We start from the raw sequence: 24,764 nt of genomic DNA, 5'->3' as shown, positions 1-24,764 counted from the left end.
AGAGCAGCGGGTAACACAGACAAACAAGACGCGAGAACATGGGCACTACCAGGCATCGGTGACGGGAATGGCCGGGGTCGGCGGGGTTTGGGGGGCGACGCGGTGCGGCGCATAGTGGCGGCGATCGCCCGAGTTGATGTAGTAAATGTTGGACGAGGAGTAAAGAATGCGCTCGTCTTCTACGGCCTGTACGGTAATGATGACTTCTTCGTTGCCGGTGTAGGTCCAGCTGCCGCTGACGATATCGGCGCCGACGGCGGCAGGAATCAGCCCCAGCGCCGGCTCGCTCCACTGGTTATAGGGCAGGGTGGCAACGGCAACGCCGCCGGCCAGAGCGGTGTAGGCGCCTACCGGCGGGCGGGTGAAGCCGCGATCGCGGTGGTGTATGACCTCCACGCGAAACGTAAGCGTGACGCTGTTGGCCGTGGGGGCGGTGGTTACGCTTGCCCCGCGGGCGACCAGCCGGCTGGCCAGCAGGTCTTTGAAACCGCGGCGGAATTCGCCGCCAAAGGCGCTGTTGGCCGTTTCAGCACTGCCGCGCAGATACAGATCGCGCAGGCGCAAGCGCTGGCTGGTGACAATGCCGCCGGCCTCGTGGCCGGCGAGCACGTCCCAGTGGTGGGCGGCCTGCATGCGCTGCTGCTCGCTATAGGGGTAGGTGGTTGCCACCGGCACCTGGGCGGTGTTGGCGTAAAAGCAGCCGCCCAGGGGCAGGGTCAGCGCGGCAAGCGCCAGCGGCTGCGCAAGCCGACGGGCTGGGCCGGCCCCGCAAAGAAACAATGACATCGGCACAGGCGGGTTCCTTTTCGCGATAAAAACGACGGGTGGTAGAGTTTGCCACGTCCGATAAGCATCGGCCATGTGACACAACACTTGAGCGGGCCCGGTGTAACGACGCCTTTTATACCATTTTGCTATGCACCTTGCGGTGCCTGAAAACGACCATGCTTGAAGATCATCGTACCGGGTTGAAGCACGACACTCTGCTAAAGGCGCAGCACGACGACGAAAGCGACAGCGCCTGGATGGTGAGCTACATCGACATCATGACGCTGCTGGTGGCGCTGTTTGTGATCATCATCGTCGTTGCCGAGGCGACAGACCCCGGCTGGCTGACGCGCTCGGCGCCGCCGCCCGCGCCGGCCAGCGCCGCGCCCGGGCCGGTCAAACTGGGGATACCGCTGCCCGAAGCGCTGGCGGCCCGCCGCGCACCCGCGCACCCGCCGGGGGCGCTGGCGCCGGCGGCGATCAACGTAGCGCTGGGCGTTGCCGGGCTGCCCGCGCGCCGGCCGGCACCGCCGCCGCTGCTGGCGCGTCCGGATGCGCAGGCTGCAAAACCGGAGGCGCTGCTGCCCGAATCGTCGCTGCCTGAGCTGTTGCTCGCCGGCGCCGAGACAACGCGGCCCCTGGCCGACTATATGATCGTGCTGACCGATCATCCGCCGGTGAACGCCAAGCCGCTGGCTCCCCAGGCGCTGGACGGTGCGCCGGCGACGCGGCAGCCGGCTGAATACCTGCCGGATCTGGAAGGCGTGGAGGCAACCCGGGTGAGCGAAGGCATCAACCTGCGGGTGCAAAATAAGCTGCTGTTTGACACCGCCGAGGCCGGCCTGAGCGATGCCGGCGAGGCCGTGGTGGCAAGCCTGGTGGATACCATTGAGCGCTACGAAGGGGACGTTTCGGTGGAAGGGCACTCGGACAGCCGCTCGATCAGCACCGAGCAGTATCCGTCCAACTGGGCGCTGTCCAGCGCGCGGGCCATTGCCATTGTACAGGCGCTGGAAGACGCCGGCGTTGCCCCCGGGCGCCTGCGCGCCGTGGGCCTGGCCGCGACGCGGCCGCTGGCTGATAACGCCACGGCGGACGGGCGGGCGCGCAACCGCCGCGTTGAGGTGGTGATTCACGTGGAATGAAGTGCGGTGCGCGGTTCGATAAAAAAAGCCCGCCGGGGGGGGGGGGGGGGGGGGCTGGCGGGCAAAGGGCTTGGTTCACTGTACTGGCCGGCGTACGCGGTAGCGGCGGGGGGAAGGCCGTCACGGCGCCGGGTACACTCGGAGAAAGATGTACGTCTGGTCCGGCAAGTACAACTACAGTATAGCTATGTAGGCGTGAAAACCAAGGGCCCGGGCCGGCGTTACGACCAAAGTCTTCGGGTGGTCGACTAAAGTCTTCGAGCGGCGCGCGCTGCCGGCCGCTTTCTTAACGCTGGCTTAATACGGCGTTGCCACGCTCGCTTCTCACAAGGAGCCGTTTATGCACGTATTGCTGGTAGAAGACGATGCCCTGGTGGCCTCGGGCATTCGCGCCGGGCTTGCCACCTTCGATTTTGTGGTGGACGGCGTGGCCACCATGGCCGAGGCGCGCCGGGCGATGGACACGGTGCACAGCGATGTGGTCATTGTTGACCGTGGCCTGCCGGACGGCGACGGGCTGACGCTGGTGGAAGAGTGGCGCGCCGCGGGGCGGCAGACGCCGGTGCTTATTTTGACGGCCCGGGATGCGGTGCGCGACCGGGTGGACGGCCTTTCCAGCGGCGCTGACGACTATCTGGTCAAACCCTTTGATCTCGATGAGCTGGTTGCACGGCTGTATGCGCTGCTGCGCCGGGCCGCCGGGCGTGCCAGCGGCATTCTGCATCACGGCCCGCTGAGCCTGGACCCCGCCGCACGTCAGGTAGCGGTAAACGGTGAGGATGTCGTGCTGTCCCGGCGCGAGCTGGTGCTGCTGGAGGCGTTTTTGTACGCCCCGCACAGCGTGCTTTCCGCCGGCCAGCTCAAAGACAGCCTTTACGGTCTCAACGACGACGTGGAAAGCAACGCGCTCAACGTGCACATCCACCACCTGCGGCGCAAGCTGGGCAACGGCGTGATCGAAACCGTGCGCGGCCTGGGCTACCGTCTGGGCCGCGCCGAGGCGGTAGCGGTGCCGGGCGCGGCCGGCGACCCGCCGCCCGGGCAGGTATCGCCTTGAGCCTGCGCGCGCGGCTGCTGCTCACCCTGGGGCTTGCGCTTTCGCTGTTCTGGGCCAGTGCGGCGGCGTGGCTTGCCTGGGATCTGGAAGACAAGCTGATAGAAACCCTGGACCAGCGCCTGGCCCAGTCGGCTCGCATGGTGGCAGGACTGATGCAGCAGCTGCCGACGGAAGTCTGGCAGCAGGCCGATCACCGCTCGCTGTCGATCCCGGCCATTGAGGGGCTCGCCTGCCAGGTGCATTCCCCCCGGGGGGAAGTCATTGCCCGCACCCACAGCGACATGCAAAAAGTGCTCGACCCCGGCGAGCCCGGCCACGCCTATCGCCGGGAAGACGGCATGACCTGGCGGGTGTTTACCTATCAGCGCGGCGGGCTGACCATTACCACCGCGGATCGCATGGACGAGCGCGACGCGCTGATGCGCGATGTGCTGCGGGTGGCCGTGGTGCCGTTTATCGTCGCACTGGTGGGCAGCCTGGTGGCGCTTTGGGTTTCGGTATGGCGCGGGCTTGCCCCGCTTGCCCGGCTGCGCGCATCGCTTGCCCGGCGCGATCCTGAAACGCTGTCGTCGGTGTCGGTCGAGGGGCTGCCGGCGGAGCTGGTGCCGCTGGTGGCAACGCTTAATGCGCTGCTGGGCCGAGTCGAACAGGCGTTCGCCCGGGAGCAGCGCTTCACCGACGACGCCGCCCATGAGCTGCGCACGCCGCTGACCGCGATCAAGACCCACGTGCAGGTCGCCAAAAAGCTGCGAGGGCAGGCCGCCGTTGATGCCTTGCACTACGCAGAAGAAGGCATTGTGCGGCTTAACCGCACGCTGGATCAGCTGCTGCTGCTGGCCCGGGTCGAAGGGCACAAGCACGAAAAGAACGCGCGCTGCGACGTGGCCGTTGTGGCCGACTGTGCAATGGAAGACACCGGCCACCCCGAGCGCATTGTGCGCATCGGCGCCTGGCCCGTAGCGCAGATGCAGCTGCCCCATGAGCTTGCGGTGACCGCACTGCGCAACGTGCTGGACAACGCCTTGCGCCACGGCCCGTCGGAAACGCCGGTGCGCCTGGAGGTGCAGTGGCGCGATCGCCGCCGGGCGCTTGCCTTTTGCGTACAGGACGCCGGCAGCGGGCTTTCGCCCCACGGGCTATCGCAGCTAACCCGGCGTTTCTGGCGCGACAGCCGCACCGACGGCAGCGGGCTGGGGCTCGCTATCGTCGCTGCCATCGCCGAGCGCTTCGGTGGCCGGGTGCACGTACAAAGCCCGGAAGGCCAGGGGCTCTGTGTTGAACTGGTGGTGCCGGCCGTTGCCGCTGACGACGGCTAGGCGCTACCCGGCGTTGTGACGCCAAGCCGCGGCAGGGCGCTGCCGGGGAAACAATAACGCAAGGGAGATCCCAATGAACAAAAAAATGCTGAGCGGGCTGAGCCTGCTGCTTGGCGCCGGCGTCTACGCCGGCGCTGCCACGGCGCTGGAGGGCGACCCCGACCGGGGCGAGCAGGTGTCCAGCACCTGCGTGGCCTGCCACCAGACCGACGGCATGGGCAAAAACAACCCACAGGCGGAATCCTGGCCGCGCCTTGCCGGGCTGCCGGAAGCCTACATCGCCAAGCAGCTCCACGATTTCAAGGCCGGCCGGCGGCAAAACGCCAGCATGGCGGCCATTGTGACCGGGCTGGACGAGCAGGACATGGCGGACGTGGCGGCCTACTACGCCCGGCTGACCCCCTGGCCTGAACTGCCCACCGCCTACCACGCCGCTGACCCGGACAGCGCCGCCGAATGGCTGGCCGAGCGCGGCGACTGGGAAAACGGCAGTTTTATTCCCGCCTGCAGCCAGTGCCACGGCCCCAACGGCCAGGGCGTGGGCGAGCACTTTCCGCCGCTGGCCGGCCAGCACGAGGCCTATCTCAAAACGCAGCTTGCACGCTGGCGCAGCGGCCAGCGCCACAACGACCCCAACGAGCTGATGGCAGGCGTGGCCAATCGCCTGTCGGATGACCAGATCGAGATGATCGCGGCCTATTACGCCAAGCTTCCCGAGCGTTTGGAAGCGCGCAGCACCGAGCAAGAGGAGAGCGCGAAATGAACCTGCCCAAATCCCGTTGGCGCCTCACCGGTGGCGCTGTTTCCCTGCTGGGCGCCTCGGCGCTGGGGTTCTCGCTTGCCGCAGCCGCCCAGAACGCAGAGGTAGAGCGCGACTATCAGATTCAGCTGCCTGAGCCGCCCGCCGGCGAGGTGACGTTCACCCCGCCGGCCGAAGCCGAGCTGGGGAGCGATAAGTACGCGGACATGGTGCGCAAGGGGCGCGATCTTTTTATCAATACCCAGTCGCTGCGCGGCGAAAACGTTTTCAACGAGCAAAACTGCGCCAACTGCCACCTGGACGCCGGCCGGCTGGCGCATTCGGCACCCATGTGGGCCTCGTTTGGCATGTATCCGGCCTATCGCGGCAAAAACGACAGGGTCAATACCCTGTCCGACCGGATTCAGGGCTGCTTTACCTACTCCATGAACGGCGTGCCGCCGGAAAAAGGCAGCGATGAGCTGGTGGCCATGCAGACCTATCTGCACTGGATGGCCACCGGCGCGCCCAATAACACCGCGATGCCCGGGCGCAGCTACCCGACCCTGGACGACCCGGCCCAGGCGCCGGACCGCGAGCGCGGCGCTGAGGTGTATGCCAACCAGTGTGCCGTTTGCCACGGCGACAGCGGCGGCGGCCAGAAAGTCGGTGAGCGCCAGGTGTTCCCGCCGCTGTGGGGAGACGGCGCCTTTAACTGGGGCGCGGGCATGCACCGCATCAACACCGCCGCCAACTTCATCCACGCCAACATGCCGCTGGGCAAGCCGTACTCGCTAAGCGAGCAGCAGGCCTGGGACGTGGCGGCCTTTGTCAACAGCCACGAGCGCCCCCAGGATCCGCGGCGGCGCACGGTGGACTCCATCGACAAGACCCAAGAGCTGTTCCACCAGCATAACGGCCTGTACGGCGAAGAAATCGACGGCAAGCGCCTGGGCGATCACGCCAACTTCGGCGAAAATCCCCAACCGCTGGACGGCTGACGTTCCCTTCGCTGTGTGATGCGCACCCCGCTTGTACAAGCGGGGTTTTTTTTGGCCATGCAAAGGCGCGGCGAACGCGATGCTCGGTGAATCCCGCCGGCCGCCAGCCCTTACGGCTTTTCGCTGCCCATCATCTTGATCAGCTGATCATCGGCGGGCATACCCTGAACCCGCTCAATGCGGGTGCTGCCGTCTTCGGTTTGGTACCGGTAGGCGCTGGTGGGGGTGGCGTACAGGCCGAGGCTTTCAAACAGCTGGTTGTTGGCGTACACCTTTTCTTCCACCGCGCGCGGCTGGGCGCTGGGAGTGACGGTTTGGCCCTGTTTCTGGGCGCTGAGGGCGCCCGCCGGATCGTCTGCGGCGAGCAGGGTGGCGGCCTTGGCCGGGCTGTCTGCGGCGAGAATGCCGATCATGATGTGGCGCATCTGCACGCGGCCGGCCTCGACCCAGGGGCGCGAGGCCTCCCAAAGCTGCTGGCAGTAGGGGCAGTTGGGGTCGGTGAAGGTGTAGATAACGCGCGGCGCGTCGGTGTCACCGTCCTGAATCCAGTGGCTGTCTTCCAGAAGGGCCCAGGTTTTGGCTTCCAGCGGCGCGCGAACGTAGCGATCGAGCCTGGGCTCGGTGAGGTCGTTGCCGTTTGCATCCATCAGCGTACCGATGACGACGTGGTTGCCGTCCGGCGTTAGGTAGACGGCCATTTCCTCGCCCCGGGTGCTGGCGCCAAAGCCTACGAGCCCGCCCGGCGCGTCAAAGCGTTTGTGGATGTCGATGCCGCGCTCGCTCAGCGCCTGCACCGGCGCAGGCAAAGAGCGCTCGGCAAGCGCGGCCGGGCTTATGACAAGCGCGGCAAGGCCGGCACACAGCGTACGGCCAAGGCCGGGAGAATGCAGGAAATAGCGGGTTTTTGTCAGCGGTGATGTCATGATCATGGCCCTTGAAATACAGCAAGTGAACGGGCAAAAAAGTGTTTGTGTGGCTGTGAGTCTGCCAGCGCCGGATTAGTCGAGGATTATCCGGCGAGCGAGAACGTGCAAGAAAAACTGCAGATCAAGTGGCAAATGGTTACACTGACGGGTTATGTTCCATTGATACAGTGTCTTGCTCAAGCAGGTTGGTTCTTAATGCATTGCCCTTTTTGTGGTGACCACGATACGCGCGTTTCCGACTCGCGCCTGGTGGCCGACGGCGACCAGGTGCGTCGCCGCCGCCAGTGTGCCCGCTGTCAGGAGCGTTTTACCACCTACGAAACCGCCGAGCTGGTCATGCCGCGCGTGGTCAAATCCGACGGCTCCCGGGCGAGCTTTGACGAGCACAAGCTGCGCTCCGGCATGCTGCGGGCGCTGGAAAAGCGCCCGGTCAGCGCGGAGGCCATCGAGACCGCGGTAGAGCGCATCCGCCAGACGCTGCGCTCCCGGGGGGACCGCGAAGTGGACGCCCGAGAGATCGGCGAGCTGGTGATGCAGGCGCTGGACGCGCTGGACCCGGTGGCCTATATCCGCTTTGCCTCGGTGTATCGCAAGTTTCAGGATTTAAACGAGTTTCGCGCCGAGATCGACCGGCTGGCCGGGGAGCGCTAAGCCATGGGGCATGTTTCCACCGCCGACCGAGGCCACATGGCCCGGGCGCTCCGCCTTGCTCGGCGCGGGCTTTATACCACCCATCCCAACCCCCGGGTGGGCTGCGTGCTGGTAGCAGGCGACGGCCGGGTAGTCGGCGAGGGCTACCATCGCCGCGCCGGCGAGGCCCACGCCGAAGTCAACGCCCTGGCCGATGCCGGCGAGCAGGCCCGCGGGGCGACTGCCTACGTCACCCTGGAGCCGTGTTCGCATACCGGGCGCACCGGCCCCTGCGCGAAGGCGCTGATCGAGGCCGGCGTGGCCCGGGTGGTCATCGCCATGCAGGACCCCAACCCGCAGGTCAGCGGGCGCGGCGTGGCCCTGCTGGAAAACGCCGGCATTGCCGTTACCCTCGGCCTGCTGGAAACCGATGCCCGGGCGCTTAACCCCGGATTTATCGCGCGGATGGCCGCCGGGCGGCCCTACGTGCGGCTGAAGATGGCCATGAGCCTGGACGGGCGCACTGCCATGGCCTCGGGCGAGTCCCAGTGGATCACCGGCCCCTGCGCCCGGGGCGAGGTGCAGCGCCTGCGGGCGCGTTCAAGCGCGGTGCTCAGCGGAGTCGCCTCGGTGATACAGGACAACTCGCGGCTGACGGTGCGCGCCGACCAGCTGGGGCTGGATAACGCCGACGACGTTGCCCGCCGCCAGCCGCTGCGGGTGATTGTCGATAGCCGCCTGCGCCTGCCGCTGGCCGCGGCCTGTTTGGCCGAGCCCGGGCGCACGCTGGTAGTGGCCGTGCCCGGCCACGAGGCCAAGCGGCGCGCGGCGCTTGAGGCCGCCGGTGCCGAGGTGGTCACCCTGGCCGCCGGCGCCGACGGCCGGGTTGATCTGGCCGCATTGATGGCGCATTTGGCAGACACAGAAGCCGTCAATGAGCTTTTGGTGGAAACCGGCGCAACCCTGGCCGGTGCCATGCTGGACGCCGGGCAAGTGGACGCGCTGTGGCTGTTCATGGCGCCGACGCTGCTCGGTGCCAAGGCGCGCGGCGCCTTTGCGCTGCCCGGCCTTGAGCGCATGGCGGATCAGTACCGGCTTGAGATCGACGATATTCGTGCCGTGGGCGGGGATTTCAGGATCATTGCCCGGCCGCGCGTGACTGGCGTGCCGGCTTATACCAAGGTACCCTGACGCGCGATTGCCAACGCCCCGGCCCGCTCCGGGGTGTTGCTGGCGGGCGCAGCCGGGCGTATGGCCCGGCGTTTGCGCGCCGCCGAGACTAACATACTGGGAGATTCCATGGCGCAATCCTCCGCTGGGGGGCTGGCCCCCATCGCCGAGCTGGTCGACGATATTCGCCGGGGCAAGATGGTGATCCTTATGGACGACGAGGATCGCGAAAACGAAGGCGATATCATCATGGCCGCCGAAAAGGTCGAGGCCGAGCACATCAACTTCATGGCGCGCTTCGCCCGGGGGTTGATCTGTTTGCCCATGACGCGGGCGCGCTGCGAGCAGCTGAGCCTGCCGCTGATGGTGCGCAACAACGCCTCGGGCTTTGGCACCAAGTTCACGCTGTCCATCGAGGCCACCAAAGGCGTGACCACGGGCATTTCCGCCGCCGATCGCGCGCGCACGGTGCAGGCCGCCGTAGCCCCCAATGCCGGGCCTGAAGATATCGTCCAGCCCGGCCATATCTTCCCGCTGATGGCCGAGCCCGGCGGCGTGCTGCGCCGCGCCGGCCACACCGAGGCCGCCTGCGATCTGTCGGCCTTGGCCGGCTGTGACCCGAGCGGGGTGATCTGCGAGATCATGAACGACGACGGCACCATGGCGCGCCGCCCTGAGCTTGAAGCGTTCGCCGAGGCGCACGGCATCAAGATGGGCACCATTGCGGATCTGATTCACTATCGCATCGTCAACGAGCAGACCGTAGAGCGGGTGGAAAGCCGGCCGCAGCTCACAGCGCACGGCGAGATGACGCTGCACGTGTTTCGCGATCGCATTCAGGGCGCGCACCACCTGGCGCTGGTCAACGGCCGCCCCGAGCCGCAGACGCCGACGACCGTGCGCGTGCACCTGGCCGATACCCTGCGCGACGTGCTGGGGCTTTTCCAGGAAGACGGCGCCGGCCGCTGGAACGCCGGCAGCGCGCTTGCTGAGATCGCCGGCAGTGCGCCGGGGGTGTTTGTATTGATCGATGAAAACGCGCCGTCGCCGGGGCTGAAAGACCAGCTCGACGTGTTTCTTGACCGTGTGCGCCAGCCGCGCACCAGCGACTCCGACGGCGCTGGCAACTATCTGACCATTGGTACCGGCTCGCAGATTCTGCGACACCTGGGCGTGGGCAAGATGCGCCTGCTCAGCTCGCCATGGAAATTTTCCGCGCTTTCCGGCTTCGATCTTGAAGTCGTTGAGCGTCTTGGACCGACCGACAAGGCCTGAGCCTGGTCTTTGCCAACACAGCAAGCAGGAAGACATGATGGAACCGCTCGCCCAAATTGAAGGCAATTTTTTCGACGTCAACGGCTGCTACGCCATCGTGGTAGGGCGCTTTAACCATCACGTGGTGGACAGCCTGGTGGAGGGGGCCGTGGACAGCCTGGTGCGCCACGGCGTTGATCCGGAAAACATCCGGCTGATTCACGCCCCCGGCGCCTGGGAGCTGCCGCTGGCCGTTCAGCGCGTGCTGGATGTCACCAAGCCCGACGCGGTGATTGCGCTGGGGGCGGTCATTCGCGGCGGCACGCCGCATTTTGAATACGTGGCCGGCAACTGCAACTCGGCCATGAACACGCTGCAGCTGAAATACGACACGCCCGTGGCCAACGGCGTGCTCACGGTGGAATCCATCGAGCAGGCCATCGAACGGGCAGGCACCAAGGCCGGCAACAAGGGCACTGAGGCGGCCATGGCCGCTATGGAAATGGTCTCGCTGCTGCGCACGGTGACCGCTGCAGGAGCGGCGCAATGAGCCGCGAACGCAAGCCGTCCGCGGCCCAGCTGGGCCGCCATGCCGCCCGTGAACTTGCCGTGCAGGGGCTTTACCAGTGGCAGATGACCGACAAGTCCATGACCGTGGTGGAAGCCGAGTTCCGCGCCCAGACGCCGGATGACGATCTGGAGCCCCACGAAAACTGGTCGGCGGTGATGAACATGGCCGATCAGGCGCTTTTTTCCGAGCTTTTGCACAATGTCGCCCGGCGCAAAGCCGAGATCGACCGCGATATTTCGCCGGTGCTCGACCGCCGGCTGGAAGACCTTGACGGCGTGGAGCTTGCCATTCTGCGCCTGGGCGCCTATGAGCTACGCTACCGGCTTGAAGTGCCGTACCGCGTGGTGATCAACGAAGGCGTGGAGCTTGCGCGCTCCTTTGGTGCCACCGACGGGCACAAATACGTCAACGGCATTCTTGACAAGCTGGCCAACCGGCTGCGCAGTGCCGAAGTTACCGCGCGCCGGCGCTGATGTTTGCCTTCGTGTTCAAGGGTCAACCTGCGTTCAAGAGGCCGCTGTGCTAGCCGAATTTGACCTGATCCGACGCTATTTCACGCCTGATCCGACTTCTTGCCAAGCGCAGCCCGGCATGGCGCTGGGTATCGGCGACGATGCCACGCTGCTTGCGCCTCGAACGGGCCATGAGCTGGCGGTCAGCGTGGATACCTCGGTGGTGGACGTGCATTTCCCCGCCGATGCGCCGGCCCGGGCCGTGGGCCACCGGGCGCTGGCCGTGGCGCTGAGTGATCTGGCGGCCATGGGCGCAGAAGCGCGCTGGTGCTGGATGGCGCTGACGCTGGACGCCGCACAGCTGGCTGACGAGCGCGCGGCACACGCCTGGCTGGACGCTTACGCCCAAGGGTTTCTCGACGGCTGCGCGCGCTGGCACAGCGTGCTTGCCGGCGGCGATGTGACCTCGGGCCGGCTGGCGGTCAGTGTGACGGTCATGGGGGATGTGCCCGCCGGCCAAGCACTCCGGCGCAGCGGGGCCGCGGCGGGTGATATCGTCGCGGTGACCGGCGCGCTGGGCGGCGGTGCCGGCGGGCTGGCGGTGTGGCAGCGCGGCGAGCGTGACCTGGCGCACCCGCTTTTGCGCCGCTATCTGCTACCCGAGCCGCAGCTTGAAGCGGGCATGGTGCTGCGCGATTTTGCCACCAGTGCCATGGACATTTCCGACGGGCTGCTGGCGGATCTGGGCCATATCTGCCGCGCCTCCGGCGTCGACGTAGTGCTCCAGCCCGAGGCGCTGCCGCTGGCCGAGGGGCTGACAGACGCGCTGGGAGCCGACAAGGCCCGGCGTGCGGGGCTTTCCGGCGGCGACGACTACGAGCTGCTGGTGACGCTGGCCCCGGCGCACCTGGCCCCGGCCCGGCAAGCCCTTGCCGCGCGGGGCATCGCCCTGACGCCGGTAGGCCGCTGCGTGGCGCCGGGCGCGCCGGAGGCCAACACCGCACGCCTGGAGGCGGCAATGGAAGGCCGCGGCTGGCAGCATTTTGTCCCGCCGGGCGCGCCGTTCGGGGAGGCTGGCCGATGAACCGTGCACCGGCCAGCGTCTGGCGGCGTCCGACCCATTTTTTTGCCTTTGGACTTGGCAGCGGTACGATGCCCTGGGCGCCGGGGACCTTTGGCACCCTGGCCGCCATTCCGTTTTACTGGCTGCTGGCGGATCTGACGCTGGGCTGGTATCTGGGCATTGTGCTGGTGGCCTTTGCCGTTGGTGTATGGCTTTGCGACAAAACCTCGCACGATCTGGGCGTACACGACCATTCAGGCATTGTCTGGGACGAGTTCGTCGGCTATTGGATCACCATGATGGCGGTGCCGTTTTCCTGGGAAGCGGCTCTCTGGGGGTTTTTGGTCTTTCGGATTTTCGACGTTTTCAAACCCTGGCCGATTCGCTGGGCGGATCGCCGCGTAGCGGGGGGCTTTGGCATCATGATCGACGATGTGATGGCCGGGCTCTACGCCGGAAGCACCATGCACCTTTGGTTCTGGCTCCATTAGCGGGAGCCGGCTCCATGCCTAAGGAGCGGCGATGCGTAAGGAGCGACTGATCGTCCCTGTGCTGGCGCTGCTGGTCATTGCCTGGCTGGCGGCTCAGCTGGTGTCCAGCGTGCTGTTTGAGCGTAGCCTGAGCCAAGCGCTTGCTGATCTGCAGGCGCGAGGGGAGTGGCGCGTCAAACGCCTCGACAACGATGCCGGCTGGCTCAACTCCCAGGGGACCGTGCTACTTTCGCCGCTGCTGGGCCGGCCCTGGCAGCTAAGGCTCGATTACCGCGCTCGCCACGGCATTGTGACCAGCGACATTACCGGCCGTTTGCGTCCGCTGCTTGACGGCGCGCTGCAAAAGGCCGTGGGCGAAGTCAGCGCGCCTTCGGCGCCGCGCCTGACCGGGCGCTACTATACCTACAGCGGCCGTTCCGAGATGCGTTTGACGCTGGCCCCGCTGACCGTTACCCAGCGCGACCGCACGCTTCGCGTACGCGGGGCGCGGCTCAAGCTGCGCGGCGTGTACGGCGACTGGCGCTTGACCGCCGGGCTGGACGAGCTGGCCCTGGTCGACGGCGAGGCCCGCCTGGCCCTGGGGCCGGCCAGCCTTGAAAGCCGCTACACCTATACAGACGGCGCCTACCATTTCTACCAGCACGACAGGCTGCGCATCGAAAAGCTCAGCCTTGCCCATCCTGACCTGGCCCTGCGGGCCGCACCGCTTGAGCTGCATACCGACATGACGCTGGACGAGCGCGAGCTGCGCATCGACGGTGAGCTTACCTTTGACAACGTCTGGCTGCCCGACAAGGCCCCGCAGACGCCGGCGTTCAACGGTCATTTGGCCGCGACGCTTTCGCGCCTGGACGCCGACGCTGTACGGGGTGTGTTTGCCCGGCTGCGCGAGGACGCCTTGCACAGCGAGACCTTGCGCGGCGATGCCGCCGCGGCGGATGCCGGCGGCGTGGTTGAACGGCTGTCGCCGCTGCTGCGTCAGGTACTGCGTGAGTCGCCGCGGTTGGACATCAGCGACATCGCGCTGACCAGCCCGCTGCTGAATATCCGCGTTGACGCCGACGGTGCGCTGTTTTTCGATGCCCGCCGCCTGGAAGCGCTGGACCCGGCGCGGCTTGACGAGCCGGCCATGCAGGCGCGCTTTCGCCGGCGCCTGGACGGCGACATTACCTGGCACGGCGCCCCCGCCGTTGCCGCGCTGTGGCTGGGGCTGGGCCTTGAGGAGCGCGAGCTGACCTTTGACCTGGTGCGCGGCCGCTGGCGGGTTAACGGCCGCCCGCTGCCGGAGGGGTAAGTCCGGCGTCTGACTTGAAGTTTGTGCATCGCGCCCGCATTCCCTTGGCAGACGCCCGGCAACGGTACCGCCGGCTTTTGTTAACGGAGGGCGCATGAGCGACCAGGATTTCAACGACCCAGACTTTAACGGCCAGGACTTCGGCGACCAGGACTTCGGTGACCAAGACCTCGGCGACCAGGACTTTGGCGATCAGGCTCCCCGGTGGGAGGGGCATGACGAAGCCTCGGCATACGAAAATGCCGGCGACGAGACAGAGCAGGACTACCGTTCCGACGGCGAGCGCGTCCATGATCTGGTGCCGGCCAGCGAAACGCTGCCCGAGCGTATCTACCTGCTGCCGATCAACAACCGGCCGTTTTTCCCCGCCCAGGTACAGCCTTTGCTGATCAACCGTGAGCGCTGGGAAGAGACCATGCAGCGGGTGGCCAACACCCCGCACCACACCATCGGCGTGGCGTTCGTCGGCGATACCGACGACAGCGCCCCGCAAGAAGAGGACTTTCCCGAGATCGGCACCGCCGTCAAGGTGCACAAGCTCAAGGCCGAAGACCAGCAGATTCAGTTTATTGCCCAGGGCATGCAGCGCTTTCGCATCCGCCGCTGGCTGTCGAAAAAACCGCCGTACCTGGTTGAAGTCAGCTATCCCAAAGAGCCGGTGGACACCGAAAGCGAGGAAACCCGCGCCTGGGCGATGGCGATCATCAACGGCATCAAGGAGCTTTTGCCGATCAATCCGCTCTACGGCGAAGAGCTCAAACACTACCTTGACCGCTTCAGCCCCAACCAGCCCGGCCCGCTGACCGATTTCGCCGCGGCGATCACCTCGGCCAAGGGCCCGGAGCTGCAGCAGGCGCTGGCCACGCTGCCGGTGATCGACCGCATGCAGAAGGTGCTGCCGCTGCTGCGCAAGGAAATCGACGTGGCCCGGCTGCAAAACGAAATCAGCGAGCAGGTCAACGCTCAGATGCAGGAGCGCCAGCGCGAGTTCTTCCTGCGCGAGCAGCTCAAGGTCATTCAGCGCGAGCTGGGCATTTCCAAAGACGACCGTGAAAACGACGTGGACACCTTCCGCGCCCGGCTTGAAGGGCTGAAGGTGCCCGAGCGCGTGCAAGAGCGCATCGACGAGGAAATGGGCAAGCTCAGCGTGCTGGAAACCGGCTCGCCGGAATACGGCACCACGCGTAACTACCTGGACTGGCTGACCAGCCTGCCCTGGGGCATCACCAGCGACGACAAGCTGGATCTCAACCACGCCCGGGAAGTTCTCAACCGCGACCACGACGGGCTTGAAGAGGTAAAAGAGCGCATCGTTGAGTTTCTTGCCGAAGGCACCTTCAAAGGCGACGTGGGCGGCTCGATTCTGCTTTTGATCGGCCCGCCCGGGGTCGGCAAAACGTCGGTAGGCCGTTCCATCGCCGATGCCCTGGGGCGCAAGTTCTACCGCTTCTCGGTGGGCGGCATGCGCGACGAGGCGGAAATCAAGGGTCACCGGCGCACCTACATCGGCGCCATGCCGGGCAAGTTCGTCCAGGCGTTCAAGGAAGTCGAGGTGGAAAACCCGGTGATCATGCTCGACGAAATCGACAAGCTCAGCCATTCGTTTCAGGGGGATCCGGCCTCGGCGCTGCTGGAAGTGCTCGACCCTGAACAAAACGTCGACTTTCTCGATCACTATCTCGATGTGCGCCTGGATTTGTCCAAGGTGCTGTTTGTGTGTACCGCCAACACCGAGGATTCGATCCCCCGGGCGCTGCTCGACCGCATGGAGCAGATTCGTCTTTCCGGCTATATCGCCGAAGAAAAAATGGCCATTGCCAAGCACCACCTCTGGCCTAAGCTGCTCAAGCGCAACAAGCTGAGCAAAAAGCGCATCAACCTAAGCGATGCCGCGCTTAAACAGGTGATTGAAGGCTACGCCCGGGAAGCCGGCGTGCGCCAGCTGGAAAAGCAGCTGCACCGCATTGTGCGCAAGGCAGCGGTGAAGCTGCTGGAAGGCGAGGACGATACCGTCAAGGTGTCGGTAAAAAACCTGGAGGACTTTCTCGGCGCGCCGCTGTTTCGCAAGGAAAAAGTGCTCAAGGGCGAAGGCGTGGTGACCGGCCTTGCCTGGACCTCCATGGGCGGGGCGACGCTGCCGGTGGAAGCCAGCCGAGTGCATGCGCTGGAGCGCGGCTTTAAGCTCACCGGTAAGCTTGGCGAGGTGATGAAGGAATCTGCCGACATCGCCTACAGCTACACCCTGGGCCATCTGCGCGAAAACGGCGCTCCGGCGGATTTTTTCGACTCGACCCAGGTGCATCTGCACGTGCCCGAAGGGGCCACCCCCAAGGATGGCCCCTCGGCCGGGGTGACCATGACCACCGCGCTTTTGTCTTTGGCCCGTCGCCAGCCCATCGACCGGCCGCTGGCCATGACCGGCGAGCTGACGCTGACCGGCCAGGTGCTGCCGGTGGGCGGCATCCGTGAAAAAATCATCGCCGCGCGTCGCAGCAGCATTTTTGAAGTGATTCTGCCGGCCGCCAACCGCCGGGACTACGACGAGCTGCCTGACTTTCTCCGCGAGGGCATGACGGTACACTTTGCCGACCGCTACCGTGACGTGGCGAAAGTGGTGTTTTAGCGTGCGAATATAGTGTTTTGGCGTGTGAATATAGTGCGTTAGCGCTTGAATGCTTCCCGGCCGGCAGCACCTGCCGGCCGGGAAGCGGCTAGGACACCGGGCCCTGGCGCTTGGCGCGCAGGCGGTCACGGGCGATGTACAGCGCGGCAATGGCGCGGGCCTCGTGGAAATCATCCCGGGCGAGCAGGGCGTCGATGTCATCGATGGGCTGAGTTTCCACTACCAGCGGCTCCGGCTCGTCGCCGGGCAGGCGCTTGTCGTAAAGATCGGTGGCCAGCAGCACGTTCATGCGGTGGCGCATATAGTTGGGCGCCAGCGACAGCTCGCAAAGCGGCTCGATGTGGCGGGCGCCGACGCCGCACTCTTCCATCAGCTCGCGGTTGGCCGCGGCGGCGGCGTCTTCGCCGGGGTCGATCAGCCCTTTGGGCAGGGTAAGCACGTATTCTTCGAAGCCGGCGGCATATTCGCGGATCAGCAGCACGTGATCCGGGTCGGGCATGGCAACGATCATCACCGCGCCGTGGCCCTTGCCGCCCAGGCGCTCAAACTGGCGCTCTGCACCGTTGGAAAAGCGCAAATCCAAAGCTTCTACCTTGAACAGGCGACTCTGGGCGACGGGGGTGCAGGCAAGAATCTGCGGCTTGTGCAAGGCGCTGGAAGAGGCATTTGCTGTCATGCTGTCCTGTCTCCGTGGCAGGGCCGGGGCGCTGTTGTGCCCGGGCAGGGTGGCTGGCAAGCGGTGATCGTGGATGGGGGTTGATGCACCACCGATCGACTACCTCTACAATACCACGCCTGAACCACCCACACAGGGCAACCCCGCCCGGATAAATCCATACACAGGAGCGGCCATGATGGATTGGCAGGCAATCGATACCGTACTGCTCGACATGGACGGCACGCTGCTGGATCTGCACTTTGACAGCCACTTCTGGCTGGAGCACCTGCCGCGCCGCTACGTAGAGCTGCACCAGCTGGACGAGGCGTCCCAGCGCGAGCTTGAGGCCCGCATCATCGGCGAGCAGGGCACGCTGGACTGGTACAGCCTGGCCTACTGGCGCCGGGAGCTGGGCGTGGACATCGTCGCGCTCAAGCGCGAGGTGCAGCACCTGATCGGCCTGCGCGGCGACGCGCTGGATTTTCTCCGGTGGCTAAAGCGTGCCCATCCCCGGGTGGTGCTGGCAACCAACGCCGACCGCGAAAGCCTCGATCTCAAGCTGCCGCTCACCGGGCTGGCGCCGTATTTGGATGCGATCGTGTCGTCCCAGGACGTGGGCGCGGCCAAGGAAGAGCAGGCGTTCTGGCACGCGCTACAGGCCTGCGAGCCGTTCGACCCGGCGCGCACGCTGTTTATCGACGACAATCCGCGGGTGCTGGAAAGCGCCCGTACGTTTGGCATCCGCCACCTGCTGGGGATCAAAAAGCCGGACAGCCGGCGCCCGGAGCGCAAGCTGCAGGCCTTTACCGCGCTGGGGCAGTTTGCCGACATATATCCCGCCGAGGCGCCGGAAACGGCGGTGAAGGAGGTATTGAATGGCTGATAGCGTACGTCTGGACAAATGGCTATGGGCGGCGCGGTTTTTCAAGACGCGCCAGCTGGCCAAAAAGGCCATTGAAGGCGGCAAGGTGCACTACGACGGCGGCCGGGCCAAAACCAGCAAGCCGGTCGAGCTTGGCGCGCTGGTTCGCGTGCCCCAGGGGTATGACGTGTACGAAGTCCGCGTGACCGGGCTTTCCGATCAGCGCCGAGGCGCGCCGGAGGCCAGAAAACTTTATGAAGAAACCGCCGAAAGCGTTGATCGCCGGGCCCGCGAACAAAAAGCCCGGCAGCTGGGCCAGCAGCTTATGCAGCACCCCCAGCGGCGGCCGGATAAAAAGCAGCGCCGCGAGATCAAGCATTTCCAGCGCAGCCAGGGCGGCTAGTCGCCCGGCGAGCCCGATTTTTTCCTTTGCAGATAAGCGAGTGCCATGAGCGATCAGATACAACGCTTTTTGTTTGATAACACCAACGTGCGCGGTGAAATCGTCACGCTGGAAAACGCCTATAGCGACGTGCTCAGCCGTCACGCCTACCCGCCGGCGGTCAACGCGCTGCTGGGCGAGCTTTTGTCCGCAGTGGCGCTATTGACCGATACTGTCAAACTCGACGGCATCATGACCCTTGAGGTGCGCGGCGAGGGCGCGCTTTCGCTTTTGATGGCCGAGTCCAACCCCGGCGGTGAGCTGCGCGCGGTTGCCCGGGTCGCCGAAGACGCTGCGCTGCCGGACGCAGACGCCGGGTTCCGTGAGCTGGTGGGAGAAGGCCAGATGGTGATTACGCTGGACCCGCGCGAGGGCAACCGCTATCAGGGCGTTGTGGCGCTGGATCACCCCACGCTTGCCCAGTGCCTGGAAGCCTACTTCAGCCAGTCCGAGCAGCTGGCCACCCGTATCTGGCTTGAAGCGGACGGCAAGCGCGCCGGCGGGCTTTTGCTTCAGCGCCTGCCGCGCCAGGCGCAAAACCAGGACGTGGACGCCTGGGAGCGCAGCGTCACGCTCGCCGACACCCTCAAGCCGCAAGAGCTTTTACGTCTTGAGCAGCGCGAGCTGCTGTATCGGCTCTACCACGAGGAAACCGTGCGCGTGTTTGCGCCCAAGGCGCTGGCCTTTGGCTGCACCTGCTCCCGGGAGCGCATGGCCAACGGGCTGTTGAGCCTGGGCGCCGAGGAGCTGCGCAGCATCGTCCGCGAGCAGGGGGCCATCGACACCCAGTGCCATTTCTGCCATTCGCGCTATCACTACGCCGCCGCCGACGTGGAAGCCCTGCTCGACGGCGACCCGGACGCCCCGTCGCCCACGGTGCACTGAGCCCTTCGCATCTTGAATGCCGGCCGACGCTTTCGGTATTAACGTGGCTCATGGTTGTACATTGGCCTTTTCTATTGGCACCGGCGTAAAGGGTCGGTGGTAGAGTGGCGCTTGATCACCCATACAATGAGAAAGCCGCTTATGAAACGTCGCCATTTTCTTGGCCTTGCCGGTCTCACCGGCGTTACCGCCGCGCTTCCCGGGGTGTCGTTTGGCTACCCGAGCGTGGATCTGACCGCCGCCGACGATATCGAGCCGCTCGAGCTGACCGAGGCCGAGTGGCGCGAACGCCTCTCGGACAAGGCCTATCGCGTACTGCGAGAAAACGATACCGAAAAGCCGTTTTCCAGCCCGCTCAACGACGAAACCCGCGACGGCGAATTTCGCTGTGCAGGGTGTGATCTGGCGCTTTTTACCACCGCCATGAAGTTTGATTCCGGCACCGGCTGGCCGAGCTTTTTCCGTCACATCGAAGGCCACCTGCTCAGCGAGCTGGACTTCAGCATGGTGTGGCCGCGCACCGAGTATCACTGCGCGCGCTGCGGCGGCCACCAGGGCCATATCTTCGAAGACGGCCCGGAGCCCACCGGCCTGCGCTGGTGCAACAACGGTGCGGCGCTGCGCTTTGTGCCCGCCTAGCTTGGCGGCCATCATGCAGCGGGGGAAAGCGGGGTGCGGGCGAGTGTGGTACCTTGTGCCCCTCTTCATTGCTGCATGAGTTAACTGCGATATATGGACGTCAATTCGCGCATTACCCAACGCCTGGCCGAAGAGCTGGGCGTACGCCCCGGTCAGGTAGCCGCCACGATTGGCCTGCTGGACGAAGGCGCCACGGTGCCCTTCATCGCTCGCTATCGCAAGGAAGTCACCGGCGCGCTGGACGACACCCAGCTGCGGCGCCTGGACGAGCGTCTGCGCTACCTGCGCGAGCTTGCCGAGCGCCGCGAAACGATCATCGCCGCGATTGACGAACAGGGCAAGCTGACCGCTGCGCTGAGCGCCGAGCTTGCCGCCGCCGACACCAAGCAGCGGCTGGAAGATTTGTACCGGCCGTACAAGAAAAAGCGCCGCACCAAAGCCCAGATGGCCCGTGAGGCCGGCCTGGAGCCGCTGGCCGATGCGCTTTTGGCCGACCCTGGCCTGGACCCGGCCGCCGAGGCCGAGGCCTATCTGCGTCCGGCCGAGGGCGAAACGCCGGCGGTGGAAGACGCCAAGGCCGCACTCGACGGCGCCAAGCAGATCCTGATGGAGCGCTTTGCCGAAGACGCCGAGCTCATCGGCCGGCTGCGCGAGCGGCTGTGGCAGGAAGGCGAGCTCTCCGCCCGGGTGCTGGACGGCCAAGAGCAGGAAGGCGCCAAGTTTGCCGACTACTTCGAGCACGACGAAAAGCTCGCCGGCGTGCCGTCTCACCGGGCGCTGGCGATGTTTCGCGGGCGCAACGAGGGCGTTCTCGGTCTTGCGATCCGCCTGCCCGGCGAAGACGAGGCGCCGATTCATCCGGCCCAGCTGGCCATTGCCAAGCAGGCAGGGATTACGCTTTCCCCCGAGGCTAAAGACCAGCGCCCCGGCGACAAGTGGCTGGCCGAAGTCGTGCGCTGGACCTGGCGGGTGAAACTCTACACTTCGCTGGAAACCGAGCTTTTGGGCCGGCTGCGCGAGCAGGCCGAGCGTACCGCCATTGACGTGTTCGCCGCCAACCTGAAAGACTTGCTGCTGGCCGCGCCGGCGGGGCCCCGGATCACCCTGGCCATCGACCCGGGCCTGCGCACCGGCTGCAAGGTGGCAGTGGTGGACGCCACCGGGCAGTTTCTGGCTCATACCACGATCTACCCCCACGCGCCGAAAAACCAATGGCGCGAGTCGCTGGAGGTGCTCTCCGGTCTGGTCAAACAGCACGGCGTGGAACTTGTCGCCGTGGGCAACGGCACTGCCAGCCGCGAAACCGACAAACTCGCCGGCGAGCTGGTCAAGGCGCTGTCGGCCTCGCAGCCGCTGAGCAAGGTCATGGTGTCCGAGGCCGGCGCCTCGGTATATTCGGCCTCGGAGTATGCCTCCCGAGAGCTTCCCGACCTGGACGTGACCGTGCGCGGCGCGGTCTCCATCGCCCGGCGCCTGCAGGACCCGCTGGCCGAGCTGGTCAAGATCGAGCCCAAGTCCATCGGCGTGGGCCAGTATCAGCACGACGTCTCCCAGCTGCAGCTGTCAAAAAGTCTGGAAGCGGTGATCGAAGACTGCGTGAACGCCGTTGGGGTGGATCTGAACACCGCCTCCGGCGCGCTGCTTTCAAGGGTGGCAGGGCTGTCGTCGACGCTTGCCGACAACATCGTCGCCGAGCGCAACCGGCGCGGGGCGTTCAACAGCCGTAAAGCGCTGCTTGACGTCAACCGCCTGGGGCCGAAGACGTTTGAGCAGTGCGCGGGGTTTTTGCGCGTCACCGGCGGCGACAACCCGCTCGACGCCAGCGCCGTGCACCCCGAAGCCTACCCGCTGGTAGAGCGCATTGCCCGCCAGAGCGGCCGCCAGCTCAAAGGGCTGATCGGCGACAGCGCCACCCTCAAGGCGCTCAACCCCAGAGACTTGGCCGACGAGCGCTTCGGCGTGCCCACCGTCACCGATATTCTGGCCGAGCTGGACAAACCCGGCCGCGATCCGCGTCCGGCGTTCAAGGCCGCCGAGTTCCGCGAAGGCGTGGAAACCCTGAACGACCTTGAACCGGGCATGGTGCTGGAAGGCAGCGTCACCAACGTTACCCACTTCGGCGCCTTTGTGGATATCGGCGTGCATCAGGATGGCCTGGTGCACATCTCCGCGCTTTCCCATCGCTTTGTGGAGGACCCGCGCAGCGTGGTCAAAGCCGGCGATATCGTCCGGGTAAAAGTCATGAGCGTCGACATTGCGCGCAAGCGCGTGGGGCTTTCCATGCGCCTGGACGACGCGCCCGGCGACGTTGATGCCGGGGCCGATCGCGGCCGGGCAGGCAAGGACAAGGCCCCGCCGCGCCCCCGACGCAAGCGCGAGGGCAAACCGGACGCCGAGGTAGGCGCGCTGGGGGCGGCGCTGCTAAAAGCCAAAAACGGGCGCTAGGCGCGCTTGAATGTTGCCTGCCCGGCGTCCTATCTTACGCGTGTTTTTTGCGGCTGTGCCTGAGCCCTGGCACAGCCCGCCGCTTTTATGCAGGCCCGCGACGGCGGGTTCGCTACACAGGCATTCAGGCCCGCGACGGCGGGCCGCTTAACTGGGAGTGCACCCCTTGTCTGAACCACTCACCGTGCCGTCCACGCTGAGCCAGCGCCTTACACAGCTGCTGCCGGCCGCGCGTGACGGACGTCTTGGCCGGCTGCGCCGAGGCATCGAGAAAGAAGGGCTGCGCGTGGAGGCGAGTGGCCATATCGCCCAAACCGCCCATCCCCGGGCGCTGGGTTCGAAGCTGACGCACCCGCACATCACCACCGACTATTCTGAAGCGCTGCTGGAGTACGTCACCCCGGTGCTCAGCGAGCCCCGGGAAGCGCTGGCGTTTCTGGGTGATCTGCACGCCTACAGCTACCGCCATCTGGAAGGCGAGTGGATCTGGCCGGCAAGCATGCCGTGCCGGCTTTCGGGCAACGATAGCGTGCCCATTGCCGATTACGGCCGCTCCAACTCCGGGCTGATGAAGCACGTCTATCGCCGCGGGCTGGACGTGCGCTACGGGCGCATCATGCAGGCCATTGCCGGGGTGCACTACAACGTCTCGCTGCCCGATGAAATGTGGCAGGCCCTGCGCGCGATTGAAGGCCAGAGCGATACCGCACTCAGCGACTATCGCTCGACGCGCTATTTCGGCTTGATTCGCAACTTTCGCCGCCACAGCTGGCTTTTGCTGTATCTGTTTGGCGCCTCGCCTGCCATCGACAAGAGCTTTCTCGACGGCAAACGCGTGCCGGCCAAGCTTGAGCCGCTGGGCGAGGAGACCTATATAGCGCCCTACGCCACCACGCTGCGCATGTCGGATCTGGGCTATCAGAACACCGTGCAAGAGCAGCTCAAGATCTGTTTTAACTCGCTGTCGAACTACGTCAACACGCTGCGCAACGCCATTTCCACGCCCTGGCCGGACTACCAGGCCAAGGGGGTGAAGGTGGACGGCGAATGGCGCCAGCTCAATGCCAACATCCTGCAGATCGAAAACGAATACTACAGCGATATTCGGCCCAAGCGCGTCGCCCAGGCCGGCGAAACGCCAAGCCAGGCGCTGGAAGCCCGGGGCGTGGAGTACATCGAAGTTCGCTGCCTGGACCTTGATCCTTTCGAGCCGCTGGGCGTGAGCGAGCCTCAGATGCGCTTTCTGGATACCTTTCTCATGTGGTGTCTGCTAAGCGAAAGCCCGTGGATTTCCGATGATGAGTGTGACCACCTTGACGACAACCGCCGGCTGGTCGTGGAGCGCGGCCGTGACCCGGCGCTGCGCCTGAACAAAAGCGGTGCTGACATCGGCCTGCGCGAATGGGGCGAGCAGATTATGACCGAGATGCAGCCGGTCGCTGAGCTGCTGGACGCCGCCGAAGACGCCACCCCGCATCTGGACGCGATTGCCGCGCTGGCACCGCGCCTGCAGGACGCCGCTCTGACGCCGTCGGCGCGGCTGCTGGCACGGCTGCGCGAACACGGCGGCTCCTTTGCTGACGTGGTCATGGCGCTGGCGCAAGAGCAGGCCGATATGCTGCGCCGCCAGCCGGCCACGACTACCCGGGAAGCCCTGCTGGAAGAGCAGGCGGTGACCTCGCGCCAGCAGCAGCGTGAAATGGACGCCGCCGATGAGCCCGGCTTTGACGACTTTCTCGCCGACTATTTCGCCCGGGCCCGCCAGTCCCGGGCGGTAACGCCGCTAGGCGCCGGGGACGCCCCGTGATGCCGGTGCACAGCGTTGCCACTTTCCGCCGGCTGGCCCTGGCAGGCGTGGCGCTATGTACGCTGATGATGGCCGTAGCGCTGGGCCTTGAGCATATCGGCGGGCTTGAGCCCTGCCCGCTGTGCGTGTTTCAGCGGATAGGGGTTATCGCCGCCGGGCTTGCGCTGACCGCGGCCGCCGTGCACAACCCGGCCGGGCGCGTGGGGCGCGGCCTTTATTCGCTGCTGGCGCTTGCGGCCGTGGCCGGGGGCGGTTTTGTCGCCGGGCGCCACGTCTGGCTGCAGTCGCTGCCGGCCGACCAGGTACCCAGCTGCGGCCCGGGGCTTGACTACATGATTGACGTGCTGCCCATGCAGGAGGTCGTCGCCACGGTGCTGTCCGGCTCCGGCGAGTGCGCAAGCGTTGACGCGGCGTTTCTCGGCCTGTCGCTGCCGGCCTGGACGCTGGCAGGTTTTATCGTGCTGGCGGCACTGCCGCTAGCCATGCTGCGGCGCGCTTTGACACGTTGAAAGGCATGCCCCGGGCA

The 24,764-nt window shown here is 65.9% G+C and carries 24 protein-coding genes; 21 read left to right on the top strand and 3 right to left on the bottom strand.

Features of this window, described 5'->3' with window-relative positions; genetic code table 11:
• Positions 1–45 precede the first annotated feature (45 nt).
• The gene (locus ABD654_RS03335; RefSeq protein ID WP_344702272.1) at positions 46–786 is read right to left on the bottom strand and encodes a hypothetical protein; all 741 of its coding nucleotides are present in this window, start codon (positions 784–786) and stop codon (positions 46–48) included.
• Positions 787–944: 158 nt separating this feature from the next.
• On the opposite strand from ABD654_RS03335, the gene ABD654_RS03330 reads away from it, so the two are divergent.
• The 5 genes from ABD654_RS03330 (at position 945) to ABD654_RS03310 (ending at position 6,026) form a co-directional block, all read left to right on the top strand.
• Positions 945–1,913, top strand: coding sequence for an OmpA family protein (locus ABD654_RS03330; protein WP_344702270.1), 969 nt, complete (start codon positions 945–947; stop codon positions 1,911–1,913).
• Between the two features lie 340 nt (positions 1,914–2,253).
• Positions 2,254–2,970, top strand: coding sequence for a response regulator (locus ABD654_RS03325; protein ID WP_344702268.1), 717 nt, complete (start codon positions 2,254–2,256; stop codon positions 2,968–2,970).
• The gene (locus ABD654_RS03320; protein WP_344702265.1) at positions 2,967–4,286 is read left to right on the top strand and encodes an ATP-binding protein; all 1,320 of its coding nucleotides are present in this window, start codon (positions 2,967–2,969) and stop codon (positions 4,284–4,286) included. Before ABD654_RS03325 ends, ABD654_RS03320 begins: the two co-directional genes overlap by 4 nt.
• A gap of 73 nt (positions 4,287–4,359) precedes the next feature.
• Complete coding sequence (locus tag ABD654_RS03315; protein WP_344702263.1) at positions 4,360–5,049, top strand: c-type cytochrome; 690 nt, start codon at positions 4,360–4,362, stop codon at positions 5,047–5,049.
• On the top strand, positions 5,046–6,026 hold the full coding sequence (locus ABD654_RS03310; protein WP_344702261.1) for a c-type cytochrome: 981 nt from the start codon (positions 5,046–5,048) through the stop codon (positions 6,024–6,026). Before ABD654_RS03315 ends, ABD654_RS03310 begins: the two co-directional genes overlap by 4 nt.
• A 110-nt stretch (positions 6,027–6,136) precedes the next feature.
• On the opposite strand, the gene dsbG is transcribed toward ABD654_RS03310, so the two are convergent.
• On the bottom strand, positions 6,137–6,949 hold the full coding sequence (gene dsbG / locus ABD654_RS03305) for a thiol:disulfide interchange protein DsbG (protein WP_344702259.1): 813 nt from the start codon (positions 6,947–6,949) through the stop codon (positions 6,137–6,139).
• Positions 6,950–7,147: 198 nt separating this feature from the next.
• Here dsbG and nrdR point away from each other — a divergent pair, with 198 nt between their 5' ends.
• From nrdR to lon, 9 genes are all read left to right on the top strand, one after another.
• Positions 7,148–7,603 carry a transcriptional regulator NrdR gene (nrdR, locus tag ABD654_RS03300; RefSeq protein ID WP_344702257.1) on the top strand — a complete coding sequence of 152 codons (456 nt, stop codon included), beginning with the start codon at positions 7,148–7,150 and terminating at the stop codon, positions 7,601–7,603.
• A gap of 3 nt (positions 7,604–7,606) precedes the next feature.
• Positions 7,607–8,773 (top strand): bifunctional diaminohydroxyphosphoribosylaminopyrimidine deaminase/5-amino-6-(5-phosphoribosylamino)uracil reductase RibD, encoded by a 1,167-nt coding sequence (ribD, locus tag ABD654_RS03295; RefSeq protein ID WP_344702255.1) that lies wholly within the window; start codon positions 7,607–7,609, stop codon positions 8,771–8,773.
• Positions 8,774–8,881: 108 nt separating this feature from the next.
• Complete coding sequence (ribBA, locus tag ABD654_RS03290; protein WP_344702253.1) at positions 8,882–10,027, top strand: bifunctional 3,4-dihydroxy-2-butanone-4-phosphate synthase/GTP cyclohydrolase II; 1,146 nt, start codon at positions 8,882–8,884, stop codon at positions 10,025–10,027.
• 37 nt (positions 10,028–10,064) lie between these two features.
• Positions 10,065–10,556, top strand: a complete 492-nt coding sequence (gene ribH, locus ABD654_RS03285) for a 6,7-dimethyl-8-ribityllumazine synthase (protein WP_344702307.1) — start codon at positions 10,065–10,067, stop codon at positions 10,554–10,556.
• A complete protein-coding gene (gene nusB / locus ABD654_RS03280) occupies positions 10,553–11,050 on the top strand; it encodes a transcription antitermination factor NusB (RefSeq protein ID WP_344702251.1) in 498 nt (165 codons plus the stop codon). Before ribH ends, nusB begins: the two co-directional genes overlap by 4 nt.
• Positions 11,051–11,096: 46 nt before the next feature.
• Positions 11,097–12,113, top strand: a complete 1,017-nt coding sequence (gene thiL, locus ABD654_RS03275; protein WP_344702249.1) for a thiamine-phosphate kinase — start codon at positions 11,097–11,099, stop codon at positions 12,111–12,113.
• Positions 12,110–12,583 (top strand): phosphatidylglycerophosphatase A family protein, encoded by a 474-nt coding sequence (locus ABD654_RS03270; RefSeq protein WP_344702246.1) that lies wholly within the window; start codon positions 12,110–12,112, stop codon positions 12,581–12,583. The genes thiL and ABD654_RS03270 overlap by 4 nt, the downstream gene beginning before the upstream one ends.
• Before the next feature lie 31 nt (positions 12,584–12,614).
• The gene (locus ABD654_RS03265) at positions 12,615–13,877 is read left to right on the top strand and encodes a DUF945 family protein (RefSeq protein WP_344702244.1); all 1,263 of its coding nucleotides are present in this window, start codon (positions 12,615–12,617) and stop codon (positions 13,875–13,877) included.
• A gap of 94 nt (positions 13,878–13,971) precedes the next feature.
• A complete protein-coding gene (gene lon, locus ABD654_RS03260) occupies positions 13,972–16,500 on the top strand; it encodes an endopeptidase La (protein WP_344702241.1) in 2,529 nt (842 codons plus the stop codon).
• 88 nt (positions 16,501–16,588) lie between these two features.
• On the opposite strand, the gene nudE is transcribed toward lon, so the two are convergent.
• Entirely contained in the window at positions 16,589–17,176 is a 588-nt protein-coding gene (nudE, locus tag ABD654_RS03255) for an ADP compounds hydrolase NudE (RefSeq protein ID WP_344702239.1), read from the bottom strand.
• A 175-nt stretch (positions 17,177–17,351) separates the two neighbouring features.
• On the opposite strand from nudE, the gene yrfG reads away from it, so the two are divergent.
• The 7 genes from yrfG to ABD654_RS03220 all read left to right on the top strand — a co-directional run bounded on the left by yrfG (position 17,352) and on the right by ABD654_RS03220 (position 24,747).
• The gene (gene yrfG / locus ABD654_RS03250) at positions 17,352–18,041 is read left to right on the top strand and encodes a GMP/IMP nucleotidase (RefSeq protein ID WP_344702237.1); all 690 of its coding nucleotides are present in this window, start codon (positions 17,352–17,354) and stop codon (positions 18,039–18,041) included.
• Positions 18,034–18,423 carry a ribosome-associated heat shock protein Hsp15 gene (gene hslR / locus ABD654_RS03245; protein ID WP_344702235.1) on the top strand — a complete coding sequence of 130 codons (390 nt, stop codon included), beginning with the start codon at positions 18,034–18,036 and terminating at the stop codon, positions 18,421–18,423. Before yrfG ends, hslR begins: the two co-directional genes overlap by 8 nt.
• Before the next feature lie 45 nt (positions 18,424–18,468).
• Positions 18,469–19,347: an Hsp33 family molecular chaperone HslO gene (gene hslO, locus ABD654_RS03240; RefSeq protein WP_344702233.1), complete on the top strand. Its 879-nt coding sequence runs from the start codon at positions 18,469–18,471 to the stop codon at positions 19,345–19,347.
• Between the two features lie 141 nt (positions 19,348–19,488).
• Positions 19,489–19,986: a peptide-methionine (R)-S-oxide reductase MsrB gene (gene msrB / locus ABD654_RS03235; protein WP_344702231.1), complete on the top strand. Its 498-nt coding sequence runs from the start codon at positions 19,489–19,491 to the stop codon at positions 19,984–19,986.
• Between the two features lie 93 nt (positions 19,987–20,079).
• Entirely contained in the window at positions 20,080–22,431 is a 2,352-nt protein-coding gene (locus ABD654_RS03230; RefSeq protein ID WP_344702229.1) for a Tex family protein, read from the top strand.
• A gap of 166 nt (positions 22,432–22,597) precedes the next feature.
• Positions 22,598–24,238 carry a glutamate--cysteine ligase gene (gene gshA, locus ABD654_RS03225; RefSeq protein ID WP_344702227.1) on the top strand — a complete coding sequence of 547 codons (1,641 nt, stop codon included), beginning with the start codon at positions 22,598–22,600 and terminating at the stop codon, positions 24,236–24,238.
• The gene (locus tag ABD654_RS03220) at positions 24,238–24,747 is read left to right on the top strand and encodes a disulfide bond formation protein B (protein ID WP_344702305.1); all 510 of its coding nucleotides are present in this window, start codon (positions 24,238–24,240) and stop codon (positions 24,745–24,747) included. Before gshA ends, ABD654_RS03220 begins: the two co-directional genes overlap by 1 nt.
• Positions 24,748–24,764: the final 17 nt, after the last annotated feature.

This window comes from Halomonas cibimaris, from assembly GCF_039537045.1.
GTDB classification, from domain to species: domain Bacteria; phylum Pseudomonadota; class Gammaproteobacteria; order Pseudomonadales; family Halomonadaceae; genus Vreelandella; species Vreelandella cibimaris.
Note: the sequence above shows the minus strand (reverse complement) of the source record. Positions and strands in the feature narration are given on the sequence as shown.